We start from the raw sequence: 17,455 nt of genomic DNA on the forward strand, positions 1-17,455 counted from the left end.
GGTGTCGTGCTCGCGCATCCACGTTATGCAGACCTGCCGCCCGCGAACTGTCCGGCATTGCGCCGGACCGGACGGTGGCCGGACCTCTGATCAGCGTCTCCGACGGACACCTCCCGGGCCCGGTGACACCACCCCCCAGGTCATCCCATCGACAGGGGGACACAGTCATGCCGGGCCCGGAGGCCAGCGGCCCTCTTGCAGGACCGCGAAAAAGATAACGGGGGTGGTGTCTGGCGAGGATGCGGCGGGCGAGACCGGACAGACGTCCAGGCGGTCGGTCGCGGGATCGGTCAGGACGAGTTCGTCGACGGGGAGGGTGTCCCGCAGGCGGGCGACGCCGTCGACGAGTTCGGGGGTGCAGGCCGAACCGCCGCCGACCGTGGTGCGTTCATCGTCGTCCCTTCACTCCGGTGAGTGTGACGCCTCGGCGAACGCCTTCTGGGCGAGGAGGGTGGTGCGGGAGCCGGGGGGAGAGACGGGGTGTCAGCGGGAGGTGTCGAAGACTTCGGCACGGGTCGTGGCCAGGGCGCTCTCCAGGGCGCCGCGCAGCACGGGGTGCTCCCGGACGTCGCCGGTGACCAGCCGCGGGCGGGAGGCGGCCAGCTCCTCCAGCTCGGCCTGGACGAGGGCGCGCAGGGCTTCGCCGCCGGAGGTGAGACCGGTGCCGCTCAGGACGACGAGTTCGGGGTCGAGGACGGAGACGAGGGAGGCGAGCCCGGTGGCGAGCCGGGTCGCGTAGGTGGTCAGCAGGGCGCGGTGGCGTTCGTCCCGCTCGGCGGCGACGGCGGCGCGTTCCAGCAGGGCGGCGGCCACCTCGGTGCAGTGGCCCCGGGGGATGTCGGCGATGCCCAGCTCGCGGGCCAGCTCCGCAACCGCCTGGGCGCCTGCCAGCTCCTGGAAGCCGCCGCTGCCGGCCCTGGTGACCCGGCGGACCAGCGGGGTGCCCGGCACCGGCAGGAAGCCGAGCTCGCCGGCGCCGCCGGTGTGGCCGCGGTGCAGCCGCCCGCCGATGACCAGGGCGGCGCCCAGGCTTTCCTGGTTCCACAGCAGTACGAAGTCCTCGTGGCCGCGGGCGGCGCCCAGCCGCTGCTCGGCGACGGCGACCAGGTTGACGTCGTTCTCGTACGCGAACGGCATGGGCAGTGCGGCGGCCAGCTCCTCCAGCAGCGTCGGAGAGTGCCAGCCGGGCAGGTGGGAGGCGTGGCGCAGGCGCCCGGTGTTCGGGTCGAAGGCGCCCGGGGTGCCGATGACCAGGCGGTGGATGTCCGACTGGGACAGTCCCGCCTCCTTCACCGCGCCGTCCAGGGCGTCGGTGACCTGCCGCACGACCGGGACGGCGGGCCGGCGGCCGGGAGTGGGCAGCTCGTACCGGCCGACGGTGCGTCCGGTGATGTCGGCGACGGCCGCCAGGATCCGCTCGGGGGTGACGTCGAGTCCGGCGGCGTGTCCGGCGGCGGGGTTGACCTCGTAGAGCTGGGCGCCGGGTCCGGGCCGCCCTGCGGTGGTGCCGGTGGCGAGCACCAGTCCGGCCGCCTCCAGGCGGGCCAGGAGCTGGGAGGCGGTGGGCTTGGACAGGCCGGTGAGCTTGCCGATCCGGGTGCGGGACAGCGGGCCGTGCTCAAGGAGCAGGTCCAGGGCCGTGCGGTCGTTCATGGCACGCAGGACGCGCGGGGTGCCCGGCGTGCCGGCGGTTCCTGCCACGGGGTACGACACCTGCCTCTCCTCGGCGCCCAGCTTCTCGACGACCGGTGCCGGCCGCCCGACGGTACTGTTAGGAAAGTTTCCTGTCAGGTGCAGGGAACGTACGCCCGCCGGAGAACGGGCGTCAAGGGGAGCGACGAGAGGGCCGGAAGAGGGCGGGAAGAAGGCGGGGGGAGGAGGCGGGAACGGCCGGGAAGAGCGAGGGTGTGCGAGCAGGGCGGCCCCCGGTGGTCACCGGGCGCCGCCCTGCTCGCATGCCGTGCCGGCTACTTCGTGGTGCTCGGCGGGGTCAGCGGGGAGGCCGCGACCGACTGCGGGGAGACCGAGCTGGCGTACGCCGACGGCGGGGCGACGGAGGCCGCCGGGTCGGGGCCCGGGGCCGGGTCCTCCGGGGTGGTGGCGCCGCCCACGATGCGGATGCCGGCGGCGTCGAAGGCCCGCTTGATGCGCCAGCGCAGCTCGCGCTCCACGGAGAGGGACTTGCCCGGCATGGTCTTCGCCGAGACGCGGACCACCATCGAGTCCAGCAGCACCGAGTCCAGGCCGAGGACCTCCACCGGGCTCCACAGGAGCTCGTTCCAGGGCTCTTCCTTGTTCATCTTCTCGGCGACCTCGACCAGCGTGGCCTTCACCCGGTCCAGGTCCTCGTCGGCGCGGACGGTGACGTCGACGTTGGCGGTCGCCCAGCCCTGGGAGCGGTTGCCTATCCGCTTCACCTCGCCGTTGCGGACGTACCAGATCTCACCGCTGTCGCCGCGCAGCTTGGTCACCCGCAGCCCCACCTCGATGACCTCGCCGGAGGCCACGCCCGCGTCGATGGTGTCGCCGACGCCGTACTGGTCCTCCAGGATCATGAAGACACCGGAGAGGAAGTCCGTCACCAGGTTGCGGGCGCCGAAACCGATGGCCACACCGGCCACACCGGCCGAGGCGAGCAGCGGGGCGAGGTTGATCTGGAAGGTGCCGAGCACCATCAGCGCGGCCGTGCCCATGATCAGGAAGGACGCGACCGAGCGCAGCACCGAGCCGATCGCCGCCGAGCGCTGGCGGCGCCGCTCGGCGTTGACCAGGAGCCCGCCGAGCCCGGAGCCGTCCACCGTGTTGCCGGTGCGGGACATCCGCTCGATCAGCTTGGTGATGGCTCTGCGCACCACCACCCGCAGCACCGCGGCGATCACCACGATCAGCAGCACCCGCAGACCGATCGCCAGCCACGTCGACCAGTTCTCCTCCACCCAGCCGGCGGCGTTGGTGGCGCTCTCCTGGGCGTCCCGGAGCGAGGGCACCGTCGGTGTCTCGGCCTCCGAAGGGGTCGGCGAGGGACTCACGGCCGCCAGGGCGACGTCCGCAACGGGCAAGGACACGGCAGGTACCTCCAGGTGCACGCTCTGCCCCCGGTGCGCAAACCACGGTCACGTCGGTTCGGCAAGGTCGCGCCGATCACGAAAGGGTCACCGGTACGGCAGAACCACCACACTATCGGGGCATTGTGAAGACCCGGGACGGCTTCGTGAAGAAGTAATGGCCCTCACCTGCGCTTGAACCGGCCATGATCCGGGGGAAGACACTCCTGTGTGGTCGAAAACACTCCCAGCCCGTTACCGGGACATGGTGGCGCGTTCACCTGGCATGAGAGGAAACTGACTACGAAATCGTCCCGGCGCGAGCCACGCGCCGCCGGCGTACAAGGAGGCATCCGTGCCGCATGTCCTGGTCCTCAACGCGTCGTACGAGCCACTCGGCGTCGTACCGCTCCGCCGCGCGCTCGTGCTCGTCCTCGAGAACAAGGCCGTCTGCCTCGAGGAGTCCGGCGCCTATCTGCACAGCGCAACCGTCACCGTCCCCGCACCCAGCGTGGTCCGGCTCAAGCGTTTCGTGCGTGTTCCCTACCGGGGGCCCGTTCCTCTGACGCGGCGGGCACTGTTCGCCCGTGACGGGGGCCGGTGCATGTACTGCGGTGGCGTCGCAACCAGCGTCGACCACGTCATCCCGCGCAGTCGTGGGGGCAAGCACGTCTGGGACAACGTGGTGGCCTCCTGCCGCCGCTGCAACCACGTGAAGGCCGACCGGCATCTGCGCGAGCTCGGCTGGCGCCTGCGCCACAAGCCCGCCCCGCCCACCGGTCTGGCCTGGCGCATCATCGGCACGGGCCATAGGGACCCGCGCTGGCTGCCCTACTTGCAGCCCTACGGCGCGGACGACGTCCTGGCCCGGATCGACGGCATCTCAGCCTGACGATCCGGGCCTTCGTGTGTCCGCCGGGGCCCCGCCGAGGGCGATCCGCCCCGGCGGCGGCCGGTACGCGTGCGCACGGATTCCGTCCAGGCCGTGAACGGCGGAGGCCGCCCGGTGAACGGGCGGCTCAGTCCGCCACGGCGTACGCCTCCACCGACCACAGCGAGTACCCGTACTGCGTGGCCCGTCGCTCGCCCTGGACGCGTACGAAGCGCACCTCGGGTTCGTCCATGCGGAGCGTCTCGCGGCCGCCGCGGCCGTCCTGCACACGGACCGCCGTGCGCCAGGTGCGGCCGTCCGCCGAGACGTCCACCCGGTACACCGACGGGTACGCGTCCTGCCAGTGCAGCTTCACGCGGCCCAGCCGCACCGGACGGCCCAGGTCCACCTGCCACCAGGCGCCGTCCTCGGCCGGGGAGGACCAGCGCGTCGCGGGATCGCCGTCGTTCGCCGCCGGGGCGGGGAAGTCGGGCGTCTCGTCCGCCGAGGAGCTCGCCCGGCCGGTGCGTGCCAGGTCGGGGCCGGCGGTGCGCGGGACGGCGTGCACGGTCAGCGTGCGCCGCACCCCGCCGAATCCGAGCCGCACCTCGTAGCGTCCGGCAGGCGTGCCCCGCTCCACGCTCACCTCGACCGGCACCCGCACCGAGGCGCCGCGCGGCACGCTCACCTCACCCTTGGGCACGCGGACCTCGACGCCCTCGGGCGCCTCGACGGTCAGCCGGCCGCGCACCCCGGCGGGGCGGCGGGAGCCGAGGGTGGCCGTCAGCCGGCGGCTGCCGCCGATGTCGGTGTCCGCGCGGCCGCCGCCGGACAGGTTGAGGGAGGCGGTGGGCGCGTCCTGGAACCAGGGCACCAGGTGGCGGACGCGGCCGCTGCCGGCGCCGGTGACCCGTACCCCGTCCGCCCGCTCGTCCGTGCGCAGCTCGGTCGCGCCGGAGGCGTCCAGCGTCCCCACCCGGCGCCAGCCCGCGCCGGGCACCCGCACCTCGACCGTCCCCTCGGTGCCGGGCTCGGCCAGCACCGTCACGGCGGACAGCGAACGCGTCCGGGGGAGCCGCAGCTCACGTTCGTCGGCGGCACCGCGGGACTGCGCGGGCGGCTCGTGCTCGACCCCGGCCCACTCCCGGTACGTCTCCTGCGCCCGGCTGAGGAAACCGTCCAGCACGCCCTCGCCGACGGTGACCCGTGCCGACTCCAGCCGCTCCCGCTGGGTGCCGAGCCGCTGGTACGCCGCCCACGCGCCGGCCGCGTCGCCGGAGTCCTGTGCGCGGAGCATGTCCAGCGCCGTGAGCCCGGCGTCCCCGTACCGGCGCAACTGCCCGGTCCACGGGGCGGCCTCCGCGCCGATCCCCGCCCCGTCCAGGCTGCGGGGCAGCTCCCGCAGCTCGCGGAAGGCCGAGCGCAGCCGTTCCTCCGCGCCGGACGCGGAGCGGCCCCGGCCGCCTTCCGCCGAGGTGCGGGCCTGCCAGTACGCCTTCATCGCCGGGCGCAGATACGCCGCGTCCTCGCCGCCGAGCACCGAGGAGGCCGCGTTGCCCGCCAGGGCCCGCAGCGCCCGTTCGCGTCGGGCGTCCTGGCCGGCCAGGGCGGCGATCGCGGCCCGCCAGGACTCTTCCGGGCGGTAGCCGCGCGGGTTCCAGGCGAAGTCGGCGGTGGTGAACAGGGGGATGCGGGAGGCCTCCGGCTGCTCCATGGCGTTGGCGAGCAGGGCGGCCGAGCCGTAGGCGACGGCGGGTTCGCGGCCCCGGTAGGGGCCGAGGAGGATGCGGCCCGGCTCGTAGTCGTTGACCGGGTAGTTGTCCATGGTCACCAGCGGGTGCCCGAACACCTCGCGGGCCTCGGCGAGCTCACCGCCGGTGATGGTGCGCGGCACCACCCCGACCCCGGTCCACGCCACCTCCACCCGCGGGTCCAGCGCCTTCGCCAGCTCCCGCCGGTAGGGGGTGGCACCGTCCTCGTAGTACTCGGTCGGCAGGACCGACAGGGCGGCCGCGTCCGGGTGACGTTCCGCCAGATGGCGGGCCACCGCGTCGGCCACGTGCGCCTGGGCGCGGGCGGCGGCCTCGGGGCCGGAGCCGAAGCGTTCGGCGTCGGCGCGGCAGTGCCACTCGCTGTAGCTGACGTCCTGGAACTGCAGCTGGAAGGCACGGAAGCCCAGCGCCCGCATCGCGTCCAGCTTGCGGGTGAGCGCCCGCAGGTCCTCGTCGGAGGCGAAGCACATCGCCTGACCGGGGGAGACCGCCCAGCCGAGGGTGACGTGGTTGCGGCGGGCGCGCTCGGCCAGCTCCCGGAACTCCGCCCGCCGTTGCTGCGGGTAGGGCTCGCGCCAGCGGGCCTGCCGGTAGGGGTCGTGGCCGGGCGCGTACAGATAGCGGTTCTGCTTTGTGCGGCCCAGGAAGTCGAGCTGAGTCAGTCGCTGCCGGTGCGTCCACGGGGTGCCGTAGAAGCCCTCCGTGACGCCCCGCACCGCGGTGGCGGGCCAGTCCCGGATCACGGCGGCGCTGAACCGTCCGTCCGGGCGCAGCAGCTGACGCAGGGTCTGCACCGCGTGGAACTGGCCGTCCGGGCCCGCCCCGGTGAGCGAGATGCCGTCGCGGCCGACGGTCAGGGCGTAGCCGCCGGAGGGGAGGGCGTGACGCGAGTCGCCGCCGGGGCGCTGAGCGCCCACCCGCACCACCAGCGCCCCCTTGGGCATCCGTGCGCCGGGCTCGGTGAACCGGCGCGCTCCGGCTTGCCGCAGCAGGGCGCGCAGCGCGTCCAGGGCGTACGGGTCGGCCGTCCCGTCGACGTGCAGGGCCACCTCGTCGGTCACCGCGACCGGATCGTTGCCGGTGCGCAGGGAGTGCGGGCGCGGCCAGACGGACACATCGGCGGCCTCGGCCGCCCCGGAGGCGGGACGGGGCTCCGTCCGGGGGTCGTCCGCCGGGACGGCGGACACGTCGGGCGCGAGGCCCAGGGTTCCGGCGACGACGGCGAGCGCGAGGACCGCCGCCCTCTTCCCACGCCGTGGCTGCACAGCTCCTCCCGGTCGCTCGACAGGCGGTTCGAGCCCACCACCCTTGCGGTGAACGTGTCAACGAGAGTGGCCGGTGTGCCCGATCTGTCCGAATGCGGGGCGAGTGAGCGGGAACAGAATGTGAGCAGGACCACGTTGGACGGGTTTGTGCGTCTGGTCTCGCGCCCTCTGGGTAGGGCTGCGGGATAACCCGCACGACCCGACCGGACACACCCGCACATCCGTGCCGAACACTACACACGGCCCGAGCCGAGCCTCAGGGGCACGGCCGGGCCCGACGAGGAGGCCATCCGTGGCTGCACCCGCATACGTACCGTCCCCCGCCCTGTCCAAACCCTGGGCGGAGCACACCTCCGCCGCACCCGAGGGCCCCCACGGGGCCGAAGCGGGCGAGGGGCTGCACGCCTGCGTCTTCAGCGCCGAAGGCCCCTGCACCGAGGTCCCCCTGACCAGCGAGCCCCCGCTGCCCGACGCCGAACCCCTCACCAGCGAGCCCCCGCTCGCCGACGCCGCCCCGCTGACCAGCGAGTCCGACGCCTTCACGGACACCGAGACGGACACCGACCCCTCCGGACTCGACGCCTTCCCGTCCCAGTCCACCGGATTCGACGACGCCTTCCCGGCCCAGTACCGCCCGGAGCCGTAAGTGACCGCGCCGGCCGAGCCCTGCTCCGAGGACCTCTCCCGGCTCGCCGAGCTGCATGGCGTCGCCACCTCCTACCGTCCCTCCCCGGACCGCACCGTCGACGCCTCGGCCACCGCCGTCACCCTCGCCCTCGCCGCACTCGGCGTGGACGCGACCACCCCCGAGGCGGTGCGCGCCGCGCTCGCCGCCCGCGAGGAGGAGCTGGCCGGCCGGCTGCTGCCGCCCACCGTCACCGGCTGGGGCGGCACCGTCCCGGCCGCGCTGGCCGCGCTCCCAAAGGGCACCCGGCTGAGCATCCGCACCGAGCAGGGCGAGCTGCGCTCCGGTGCCGACGGGCTCCCGCCCGGCGTTCACCAGGTGACCGCCACCGCCCCCGACGGGCGCACCGCGCGGGCCCACCTGATCGTCGCCCCGCCCCGGCTGCCGGCCCCCGCAGGACGTTCCTACGGCCTGCTCGTCCAGCTCTACTCGCTGCTGTCCGGCCGCTCCTGGGGCATGGGCGACCTCGGCGACCTCAACGAGCTGGCCGCCTGGGCCGGACGCAGTCTCGGCGCCGGATTCGTCCAGGTCAACCCGCTGCACGCGGCCGTGCCCGGCTCCCCGACCGACCCCTCCCCGTACCGGCCCTCCTCCCGCCGGTTCCCCGACCCCGTGCACCTGCGGATCGAGGACATCCCGGAGTTCGCCCACGTCACCGACGACGACCGCGTGCGGTCCCTGCGCCGGCGGGCCGGACGGCTGCGCACGGCGGTGCTGGAGCAGGGCGAGCTGATCGACCGGGACGCCGTCTGGAAGCTGAAGCGCGAAGCCCTGGAGCTGGTGCACCAGGTGCCGCTCGGGCCCGGCCGGCGCGCCGCCTACTGCGACTTCCTCGCCGAGCAGGGCACCGCCCTGGAGGACCACGCCACCTGGTGCGCGCTCGCCGAGGTGCACGGCCCCGACTGGCACAGTTGGCCCGCCTCCCTGCGCGACCCGCGCTCGCCGGAGACCGCCCGCGCCCGCCGCGAACTGATGGACCGGGTCGACTTCCACTGCCGACTGGCCTGGCTCACCGACAACCAGCTCGCCGCGGCCCAGCGCACCGCCCGCGAGGCCGGGATGCCGCTCGGCATCGTGCACGACCTCGCCGTCGGCGTGCACCCGGGCGGCGCCGACGCCTGGGCGCAGCAGGAGTACTTCGCCGCCGGCATGTCCATCGGCGCACCCCCGGACGCCTTCAACGCGCGGGGCCAGGACTGGGGCCTGCCCCCGTGGCGGCCCGACCGGCTCGCCGAGTCCGGCTACGCCCCCTTCCGCGACCTGCTGAGGGCCCTCTTCCGGTACGCCGGGGCGCTGCGCATCGACCACGTCATGGGCCTGTTCCGGCTCTGGTGGGTGCCCCACGGCCACCCGCCCACCGAGGGCACCTACGTCCGCTACGACGCCGAGGCCATGCTCGCCTCCCTGGTCCTCGAGGCCTCCCGCGCCGGGGCCATGGTGATCGGTGAGGACCTGGGCACGGTCGAGCCGGGCGTGCGCGAGGCGCTGCGCGAGCGCGGGGTGTACGGCACCTCGGTCCTCTGGTTCGAGCGCGACTGGGAGGGCGACGGGCGCCCTCTGCCGCCGGACGCCTGGCGCGCCGACTGCCTGGCCACCGCCACCACCCACGACCTGCCGTCCACCGCCGCCCGTCTCACCGGCGAGCACGTCGACCTGCGCGACCGCCTCGGCCTGCTCACCCGCCCGCTCAGCGAGGAGCGTGCGGAGGCCGCCGCCGACACCGCGGAATGGCTGGACCTGCTGTCCCGGCTCGGCATGCTGCAGGGCTCCGGCGGCGGGGGCGACACGCGCTCGGAGGAGGCCGAGATCCAGGCCGTCCACCGCTATCTGCTGCACACTCCCGCCCGCCTGATCGGCGTCTGGCTGCCCGACACCGTCGGCGACCGCCGCCCGCAGAACCTCCCCGGCACCTGGGACCAGTACCCCAACTGGCGGCTGCCGATCGCCGACGCCGAGGGTCGTCCGGTGTCCCTGGAGGACCTGGCGGAGTCGCCGCGGCTGCACGCGCTGCTCGAGGTGCTCAGGGACGCGCGGGGAGGCCGGGGCCGGTGAACCGCCGTCGTCCGACCTGCGCGAAGGCCTCGTACGGCACCCCGGGCGCGCGCCCTTCACCGGCGTTCGCTACCTTGTGCAGCGTGGACAAGAAGAACGCCCTGCGCGCCGGCGCCCTGGCAGCCGGTACGACGCTGATGATGCTGCTCATGTCGTCCCCCGCGCTCGCGATCACCCGCGACGACGGTGACGACCCCGGCCCCGGCCTGAGCGTCATCGAGACGCTGGGCCTCTTCGTCGCGCTGCCGATCGTCCTGTTCGCGGTGATCACCGGCCTGGTGATGGTCCTCGACCGCTCCAAGGAGGAGCACCGGGTGACCAGCCGCAACATCAAGACCAAGGCCGACGCCAAGGCCTGACCGGCGCCGCACACGCGCCCGCGGGGACCGTCACCGAGGGCGCCGCGTCACGGGCGCCGAGGGTGCAGCTGCACAGCTCACCGGGGCGCCGCCGCACAGCTTCACCGAGGGCGCCGTCTCCAGCCGATCCCGGCGGAGGCGGCGCCCTCGGCGCGTTCACGGGGCCCGCGGACCTACCGCTCGTTGGCGAGCAGCAGCTCCCGCAGCAGATCGGCCAGCTGCCCGGCCTGCTCCCTGCTGAGCACCGAGAGCGCCTCCGTCTGCACGGCCAGCCCCGCGGCCACCGCCTGGTCGACCACCCGCAGCCCCTCCTCGGTGAGCGTCACCTGCAGCCCGCGGCGGTCGTGCGGGTCGGGGGAGCGGCGCAGCAGTCCGGCCCGTTCCAGCTTGTCCAGCCGGCCCGTCATCCCGCCGGTGGTGAGCATCAGCGTCTCCGAGAGCCGGCGGGGGGAGAGGGTGTAGGGCTCCCCGGACCGCCGCAGCGTGGCGAGCACGTCGAACTCGCCGCGGGCCAGCTCGTACGCCCCGTACGCCTTGTCCATGCGGGCGCCCACCGCCCGGGTGAGCCGGTACATCCGGCCGAAGACCTCCATCGCCGCGGTGTCGAGGTCCGGCCGGACCGTCGCCCACTGCTCGATGATCGCGTCGACGGGATCCCTGCGCTGCGCGCGGCGTTCACTCATGGCCCTGAGTATGACCTGTCCGGTCAGCGGCGAGAAAGCAGCTTGATGGTAAGTAGCTTGCCGCTAAGCTACTTACCATCAATCTATCCGGCCCTCCTCGGAGAGGTGCACATCATGTCCGCTGCCCGTGCCGCACACGCCGGCCTGATCGTGCTCACCGCCTACGCCCCCGTCTCCTGGGGCACCACCTACGCCGTCACCACCGAGTTCCTGCCGGCCGACCGTCCGCTGTTCACCGGTCTGATGCGCGCCCTGCCCGCCGGCCTGCTCCTGCTGGCCCTGGCCCGGGTGCTGCCGCGCGGGGCGTGGTGGTGGAAGGCGGCCGTGCTGGGCGCGCTGAACATCGGCGCCTTCTTCCCGCTGCTGTTCCTCGCCGCGTACCGCCTGCCGGGCGGCCTCGCAGCGGTCGTCAGCTCGACCGGCCCCCTGCTCGTGGTCGCCCTCTCGGCCCTGCTCCTGCGCGAACGCCCCACCGTCCGCTCCGTACTCACCGGCATCGTGGCCGCCTTCGGAGTGAGCCTGGTCGTCCTGAAGGCGACCGGCGCGCTGGACGCGGTCGGCGTGCTGGCGGCCCTGGCCTCCACCGCGTCGATGTCCACCGGCACCGTGCTCACCCAGCGCTGGGGCCGCCCGGAGGGCGCCGGCCCGCTCGCCCTGGCCGGCTGGCAGCTCACGGCCGGCGGACTGGTCATCGCCCCCGTCGCCCTGCTGGTGGAGGGCGCCCCGCCCGCCCTCGACGCCCCGGCCGCCGGCGGCTACCTCTACCTCGCCCTGGCCAACACGGCCCTCGCCTACTGGCTCTGGTTCCGCGGCATCGGCCGCCTCACCGCCACCCAGGTCTCCTTCCTCGTCCCCCTCTCCCCCCTCACCGCGGCGGTCCTCGGCTGGGCGGCCCTCGGCGAGTCCCTCACCCCCGTGCAGGTGGCCGGCATGGCCCTGGCCCTCGGCGCCACGGTGGCGGGACAGCTCCTGCCGCGGCGGGAGCCCGTGGCGGGGCCCGTCCCCTCCGGAACGTCCGGGTCGGCCGAACGAGCCGATCGCAAGGTCTCGACGCGCGTGTGAACGCCGAAGGGGCGCCCGGCATCACACCGGGCGCCCCTGTCGCTGCGGACGTACTGGCTGCTACTTGCCCGCCGCCGCGTCCGCGGACTGGGCGCGCAGGGCCCGCTCGATGCCGGCGCGGGACTCGGAGACCAGCCGGCGCAGGGCCGGGCTCGGGTCGGCCGAGGAGAGCCAGGCGTCGGTCTTGTCCAGGGTCTCGCGGGTGACCTGGACGGACGGGTAGAGGCCGACCACGATCTGCTGGGCGATCTCGTGCGAGCGGGTGTCCCAGATGTCCTTGACCACCTCGAAGTAGCGGTCGGCGTACGGGGCGAGCAGCTCGCGCTGGTCGGTCTGGACGAAGCCGTTGATGACCGCCTCCTGCACGGCGTTCGGCAGCTTGTCGGACTCCACGACCGACGCCCACGCCTCCGCCTTGGCCTCCTCGGTCGGGCGGGCCGCGCGGGCGGTGGCCGCGTGGCGCTCGCCCGCCGCGGTCTTGTCGCGCTCGTACTCGGCCGCGATGTCCGCCTCGTCGAAGCGGCCCACCGCCGCGAGCCGCTGCACGAAGGCCCAGCGCAGCTCGGTGTCCACGGTCAGGCCCTCGACGGTCTGCTCGCCGCTGAGCAGGCCCTCCAGCAGGTCCAGCTGCTCGGGGGTGCGTGCGGTCGCGGCGAACGCCCGCGCCCAGGCCAACTGGTGGTCGCTGCCCGGCTCGGCGGAGCGCAGGTGCGCCAGCGTCGCGTCGGTCCAGCGGGCCAGCAGGGCCTCACGGGCGGCCGGGTCGGCGTACAGGTCGATGGCCAGCTTCACCTGGCGGTGCAGCGACTGCACGACACCGATGTCCGACTCCTTGCCGATGCCGGACAGCACGAGGGAGAGGTAGTCGCGGGCGGGCATCTCCGCGTCCCGGGTCATGTCCCAGGCGGAGGCCCAGCACAGGGCGCGCGGCAGCGACTCCGCGAAGTCGCCCAGGTGCTCGGTGACGGTGGCCAGCGACTGCTCGTCCAGGCGGACCTTGGCGTACGAGAGGTCGTCGTCGTTGAGCAGGACGACCGCCGGGCGGGGCTTGCCCACGAGCTGCGGCACGGCGGTGAGTTCGCCGTCGACGTCCAGCTCCACGCGCTCGCCGCGCACCAGGCGGCCCGCGCCGTCCAGGCCGTAGAGGCCGATCGCGACGCGGTGCGGGCGCAGCACCGGCTCGCCCTTGGCGCCGGCGGGCAGCGCCGGGGCCTCCTGGCGGACCGCGAAGGAGGTGATCACGCCCCGGTCGTCGGTCTCGATCTCAGGACGCAGGACGTTGATGCCGGCCGTCTCCAGCCACTTCCTCGACCAGGTCTTCAGATCGCGCCCGGAGGTCTCCTCCAGCGCTCCCAGCAGGTCGGACAGGCGGGTGTTGCCGTAGGCGTGGCGCTTGAAGTAGGCCTGCACACCGCGGAAGAACTCGTCCTCACCGACGTACGCCACGAGCTGCTTGAGCACGCTGGCGCCCTTGGCGTAGGTGATGCCGTCGAAGTTGACCAGCACGTCGTCCAGGTCGCGGATGTCCGCCATGATCGGGTGCGTGGACGGCAGCTGGTCCTGGCGGTAGGCCCAGGTCTTCATCGAGTTGGCGAACGTGGTCCACGAGTGCGGCCAGCGCGAGCCGGGCGCCGCCGCCTGGCAGGCGATCGAGGTGTAGGTGGCGAACGACTCGTTGAGCCACAGGTCGTTCCACCACTCCATGGTGACCAGGTCGCCGAACCACATGTGGGCCAGCTCGTGCAGGATGGTCTCCGCCCGCACCTCGTACGCCGCGTCCGTCACCTTGGAGCGGAAGACGTACTGGTCGCGGATGGTCACCGCGCCCGCGTTCTCCATCGCGCCCGCGTTGAACTCCGGCACGAACAGCTGGTCGTACTTCTTGAACGGGTAGGCGTAGTCGAACTTCTCCTGGAACCAGTCGAAGCCCTGCCGGGTCACCTCGAAGATCGCGTCCGCGTCCAGGTACTCGGCCAGCGACGGCCGGCAGTAGATGCCGAGCGGCACGCTCTGCCCGTCCTTCTCGTACACGCTGTGCACGGAGTGGTAGGGGCCGACGATCAGGGCCGTGATGTACGTGGAGATGCGCGGCGTCGGCTCGAAGACCCAGACGTTGTTCTCCGGCTCGGGCGTGGGCGAGTTGGAGACGACGGTCCAGCCCTCCGGCGCCCTCACGGTGAACTGGAAGGTCGCCTTCAGGTCGGGCTGTTCGAAGCTCGCGAACACCCGGCGGGCGTCCGGCACCTCGAACTGCGTGTAGAGGTAGGCCTGGCCGTCGACCGGGTCGACGAACCGGTGCAAACCCTCGCCGGTGTTGGTGTAGGCGCAGTCCGCGCTCACCCGCAGCACATTGCGGCCCTTGAGCAGGCCGGGCAGAGCGATGCGGGAGTCCTTGAAGACCTCGTCCGGGTCGAGGGCGTCCCCGTTCAGGATCACCTCGTGCACGGTGGGTGCCACCAGGTCGATGAACGACTCCGCGCCGTCCTCGGCGACGTCGAAGCGCACCGTGGTCACGGACCGGTAGGTCCCTCCCTCTTGCGCGCCGGAGAGATCCAGGTCGATCTCGTACGAGTCAACGGTCAGCAGCTTCGCCCGCTGCTGCGCCTCTTCGCGAGTCAGGTTTGTGCCAGGCACGCGGTCATCTCCTCGTCATGTGTGCGTCGGGTCATCCTTCCACGCATCCCCCCTGTTCAACGACGACGGAGCCGGACCATGGGGATACCCCTGCATCGGACGGGGGAGTGCGAGGGCCCGGTGCGCGGTGCGCGGCGACGGAGAGGCGCACAGAACACGGCTCGGGCACCCCGGACACCGCGGGGCGCGGGGCGCGACCGGGCACACGAAGGGGGCGCCCGGTCGTCCGCCGGGCGCCCCCTTCGAGGCTCCTGGAACTGCCGCGCAGCTCCGGGCTACTTCTTCTGCAGCTCGGCCGCCACCAGCTCCGCGATCTGCACCGCGTTCAGCGCGGCGCCCTTGCGGAGGTTGTCGTTGGAGATGAACAGGGCCAGGCCGTTCTCGACGGTCTCGTCGCGGCGGATGCGGCCGACGTACGACGGGTCCTTGCCGGCCGCCTGCAGCGGGGTCGGGATGTCCGACAGCTCGACGCCGGGGGCGTCCGCCAGCAGCTCGGTCGCGCGCTCCGGGCTGATCGGGCGGGCGAACCGGGCGTGGACCTGCAGCGAGTGGCCGGAGAAGACCGGGACGCGGACACAGGTGCCGGAGACCTTCAGCTCGGGGATCTCCAGGATCTTGCGGGACTCGTGGCGCAGCTTCTGCTCCTCGTCGGTCTCGTTCAGACCGTCGTCGACGAGGTTGCCGGCGAAGGGCAGCACGTTGAAGGCGATGGTGCGCTTGTAGACGTTCGGCTCGGGGAAGTCGACCGCTTCGCCGTCGTGGGTCAGCTTGTCGGCCTCGGCGACCACCTTCTGGGTCTGCCCGTGCAGCTCCGCGACGCCCGCGAGACCGGAGCCGGACACCGCCTGGTAGGTGGCGACGACCAGGGCCTCGAGGCCGGCCTCCGCGTGCAGCGGACGCAGTACCGGCATCGCGGCCATGGTGGTGCAGTTCGGGTTGGCGATGATGCCCTTGGGGCGGTCGGCGATCGCGTGCGGGTTCACCTCGGCGACGACCAGGGGAACCTCGGGGTTCCGGCGCCAGGCGGAGGAGTTGTCGATCACGACCGCGCCCTGCGAGGCGACCTTCTCGGCGAGCGCCTTCGAGGTGGCGCCGCCCGCCGAGAACAGCACGATGTCCAGGCCGGTGTAGTCGGCGGTGGACGCGTCCTCCACCGTGACGCCGTCCAGCTCGGTGCCCGCCGAACGGGCCGAGGCGAACAGGCGCAGCTCGGTGACCGGGAAGTTCCGCTCCGTGAGGATCCTGCGCATGACCGTACCCACCTGACCGGTGGCTCCGACGATTCCGACCCTCACGGTGACTCCTTCACTTGCGTCCTGGTGCGTACCTGATGCCTGGCCGAGGCTCTTCCATCATGCGGCCGGCCACGGCCCTGCTGTCCAATCCTTCGGCGTACTGCCCGCCCACTGGGACGAGCCCACGGTGATCAGAAGTTCCGGACCTTCGGTTCCGGGCCCGCTGAGCTGCACAAAATCAGCCCTTCACAGCTCCCGGCCGCAAGGACCCCTGCCCGGACCGCCGGCACGCCACACAGAGTGTGACGTACGCCTCTGAACACTCCGGGCCGGGCGTGAACGTTCCGGGCGGCCCCGGCGTCGTAGGAGAAACAGCGTGAGGGGGGTGCCAGTGCTGCGCGGAAGGACCCGGCGCGGACGGGGCGCGCGTACCGCCGCGGACGACGATCCGCTGGACGCGGCGCAGGAACGCCGGGTGCGGGCGGTGCTCGCCCTCGGCGGGGTGCCGCAGGCGGACCTGCCGGACGGGGTGCAGCAGGTCCGCCTGCGGCTGCTGGAACGCGCCGCGAGCGGCCGGGAGGCACCCCGGGACGTCGCGGCCTGGGCGGCGGTCGTCGCCTCCAACCTGGCCATGGACTGGCACCGCGCCCGCCGGCGCCAGGAGCGGCTGGGCGAACGCCTCGCCGCACTGCATCCGACCCAGCTGCCGTCCGGCGAGGAGACCAGCCTGCTCTCCCTCGCCGTCGCCCGCGGTCTGGACGAGCTGCCGGACGCCCAGCGCCAGGTCGTCGTCCTGCGCTTCTACGCGGATCTGCCGGTCCGCTCCATCGCCGAACAGCTCGGCGTCCCTGAGGGCACGGTCAAGAGCAGGCTGCACTCCGCGGTCCGCGCGCTGCGCACCCGCCTGCACGAGGACGAGGTGGTGTGACATGACCGCCGAGAACAGCGGAAGCACCGGGAACACGGGAAACCCCCGGAACCCCCGGAACCCCTGGAACCCCGGAAGCACCGGCCGCAGCGAGAACACCGAGAGCGCCGGGCACGGCGAGCACGGCATGCACGGGTACGCCGGCCCCGAGGGCCAGGACGCCCTGATGGCCGCGATCCTGGGCGAGCCGCCGCCCCCGGGGGCCCTGCGCGACCCGTCCGTCCGGGACGAGCACGGCGCGGCCGCCGCCGATGTCGCGGCGCTCCGGGAGCAGCTGGTGGTGATCGGTGACGCGCTGGCCGGCGAAGCCGGTGCCGCCCCTGCCGGACAAGCGGCCGTCACCCCGCTCGCCGGGCGCCGCCCGCGCCGCCCGCTGAAGGCCGCCCTCGGCGCCCTCGCGGCCGCCGCTGCCGCCGCGCTCGTCGTCTCGGTGGGCTGGCTCGCGCCGCAGGCGGGCGTCTCGGGCGGCGACGCCGGGGGCGGCTCCGCCGCCGACAGCGTGCCCGGCGAGAGCAGCGGCCCCGGCGTCCTCTTCGGCAGCCCCCGGTATCTGGCCTGCGCCCGCACGGTCGCCGAGGGCACCGTCTCCGCGGTGCGGCCGGCATCGTCCGGCGGGGTCGAGCGGGTCACGCTGACGGTGAGGGCCCTGTACAAGACGGAGGACGGGCGGACCGGAGAGCTCTCCTTCCCGGTCCGCACCGCCGAGGCGCCGCCGCTGCGCACGGGTGACCGGGTGCTCGTCGGCATCCCGAGGAACAACGCCTTCCCGGACACGGTGCTGGTCGGTGAGGAGCGGATCGCCCCTGCCCGGTCCCGGCTCGCCGCCTCCCTGCCCGAGTCCCGCACCCTCGGCTGCCCATGACGG

13 protein-coding genes and 1 pseudogene are annotated in these 17,455 nt (G+C 73.6%); 7 read left to right on the forward strand and 7 right to left on the reverse strand.

Going from position 1 to position 17,455, the window contains the following annotated elements:
• Positions 1 to 229: 229 nt before the first annotated feature.
• The 3 genes and pseudogenes from HCJ93_RS29700 to HCJ93_RS25235 form a co-directional block, all read right to left on the reverse strand.
• Positions 230 to 384 (reverse strand): annotated as a pseudogene (locus HCJ93_RS29700) (family 4 glycosyl hydrolase); the annotation flags it as partial.
• A gap of 99 nt (positions 385 to 483) precedes the next feature.
• Complete coding sequence (locus tag HCJ93_RS25230) at positions 484 to 1,701, reverse strand: ROK family transcriptional regulator (protein WP_167998115.1); 1,218 nt, start codon at positions 1,699 to 1,701, stop codon at positions 484 to 486.
• A 266-nt stretch (positions 1,702 to 1,967) separates the two neighbouring features.
• A complete protein-coding gene (locus tag HCJ93_RS25235; RefSeq protein WP_309141502.1) occupies positions 1,968 to 3,065 on the reverse strand; it encodes a mechanosensitive ion channel family protein in 1,098 nt (365 codons plus the stop codon).
• A gap of 334 nt (positions 3,066 to 3,399) precedes the next feature.
• Between HCJ93_RS25235 and HCJ93_RS25240 the strand changes: the two genes are divergently transcribed.
• Positions 3,400 to 3,936 (forward strand): HNH endonuclease, encoded by a 537-nt coding sequence (locus tag HCJ93_RS25240; protein ID WP_167998117.1) that lies wholly within the window; start codon positions 3,400 to 3,402, stop codon positions 3,934 to 3,936.
• Between the two features lie 127 nt (positions 3,937 to 4,063).
• Here the strand turns inward: HCJ93_RS25240 and HCJ93_RS25245 are convergent, their stop codons facing one another.
• Complete coding sequence (locus HCJ93_RS25245) at positions 4,064 to 6,952, reverse strand: beta-N-acetylglucosaminidase domain-containing protein (protein ID WP_167998118.1); 2,889 nt, start codon at positions 6,950 to 6,952, stop codon at positions 4,064 to 4,066.
• A 292-nt stretch (positions 6,953 to 7,244) separates the two neighbouring features.
• Between HCJ93_RS25245 and HCJ93_RS25250 the strand changes: the two genes are divergently transcribed.
• From HCJ93_RS25250 to HCJ93_RS25260, 3 genes are all read left to right on the forward strand, one after another.
• A complete protein-coding gene (locus HCJ93_RS25250; protein WP_167998119.1) occupies positions 7,245 to 7,598 on the forward strand; it encodes a hypothetical protein in 354 nt (117 codons plus the stop codon).
• Positions 7,599 to 9,689 (forward strand): 4-alpha-glucanotransferase, encoded by a 2,091-nt coding sequence (gene malQ, locus HCJ93_RS25255; protein WP_167998120.1) that lies wholly within the window; start codon positions 7,599 to 7,601, stop codon positions 9,687 to 9,689. It abuts the gene before it with no gap.
• An 83-nt stretch (positions 9,690 to 9,772) separates the two neighbouring features.
• Positions 9,773 to 10,048, forward strand: coding sequence for a hypothetical protein (locus HCJ93_RS25260; RefSeq protein WP_167998121.1), 276 nt, complete (start codon positions 9,773 to 9,775; stop codon positions 10,046 to 10,048).
• A 173-nt stretch (positions 10,049 to 10,221) separates the two neighbouring features.
• Here the strand turns inward: HCJ93_RS25260 and HCJ93_RS25265 are convergent, their stop codons facing one another.
• A complete protein-coding gene (locus HCJ93_RS25265; protein WP_167998122.1) occupies positions 10,222 to 10,731 on the reverse strand; it encodes a MarR family winged helix-turn-helix transcriptional regulator in 510 nt (169 codons plus the stop codon).
• Positions 10,732 to 10,845: 114 nt separating this feature from the next.
• On the opposite strand from HCJ93_RS25265, the gene HCJ93_RS25270 reads away from it, so the two are divergent.
• Positions 10,846 to 11,793 (forward strand): EamA family transporter, encoded by a 948-nt coding sequence (locus HCJ93_RS25270; RefSeq protein ID WP_167998123.1) that lies wholly within the window; start codon positions 10,846 to 10,848, stop codon positions 11,791 to 11,793.
• A gap of 60 nt (positions 11,794 to 11,853) precedes the next feature.
• On the opposite strand, the gene pepN is transcribed toward HCJ93_RS25270, so the two are convergent.
• Both pepN and HCJ93_RS25280 read right to left on the reverse strand, forming a co-directional pair.
• Positions 11,854 to 14,427 carry an aminopeptidase N gene (gene pepN, locus HCJ93_RS25275; RefSeq protein ID WP_167998124.1) on the reverse strand — a complete coding sequence of 858 codons (2,574 nt, stop codon included), beginning with the start codon at positions 14,425 to 14,427 and terminating at the stop codon, positions 11,854 to 11,856.
• A gap of 275 nt (positions 14,428 to 14,702) precedes the next feature.
• Entirely contained in the window at positions 14,703 to 15,722 is a 1,020-nt protein-coding gene (locus HCJ93_RS25280; RefSeq protein WP_167998125.1) for an aspartate-semialdehyde dehydrogenase, read from the reverse strand.
• A gap of 331 nt (positions 15,723 to 16,053) precedes the next feature.
• Here HCJ93_RS25280 and HCJ93_RS25285 point away from each other — a divergent pair, with 331 nt between their 5' ends.
• Positions 16,054 to 16,590 carry an RNA polymerase sigma factor gene (locus HCJ93_RS25285; RefSeq protein WP_167998162.1) on the forward strand — a complete coding sequence of 179 codons (537 nt, stop codon included), beginning with the start codon at positions 16,054 to 16,056 and terminating at the stop codon, positions 16,588 to 16,590.
• Between the two features lies 1 nt (position 16,591).
• Positions 16,592 to 17,452 (forward strand): hypothetical protein, encoded by an 861-nt coding sequence (locus tag HCJ93_RS25290; RefSeq protein WP_206317933.1) that lies wholly within the window; start codon positions 16,592 to 16,594, stop codon positions 17,450 to 17,452.
• Positions 17,453 to 17,455 lie beyond the last annotated feature (3 nt).

This window comes from Streptomyces composti, assembly GCF_012034205.1.
Taxonomy (GTDB): Bacteria; Actinomycetota; Actinomycetes; order Streptomycetales; family Streptomycetaceae; genus Streptomyces; species Streptomyces composti.

Coding starts and splice junctions, on each gene's coding strand:
- HCJ93_RS25265 (WP_167998122.1), bottom strand. CDS start 10,731: ATGAGTGAACGCCGCGCGCAGCGCAGGGATCCCGTCGACGCGATCATC.
- HCJ93_RS25270 (WP_167998123.1), top strand. CDS start 10,846: ATGTCCGCTGCCCGTGCCGCACACGCCGGCCTGATCGTGCTCACCGCC.
- HCJ93_RS25290 (WP_206317933.1), top strand. CDS start 16,592: ATGACCGCCGAGAACAGCGGAAGCACCGGGAACACGGGAAACCCCCGG.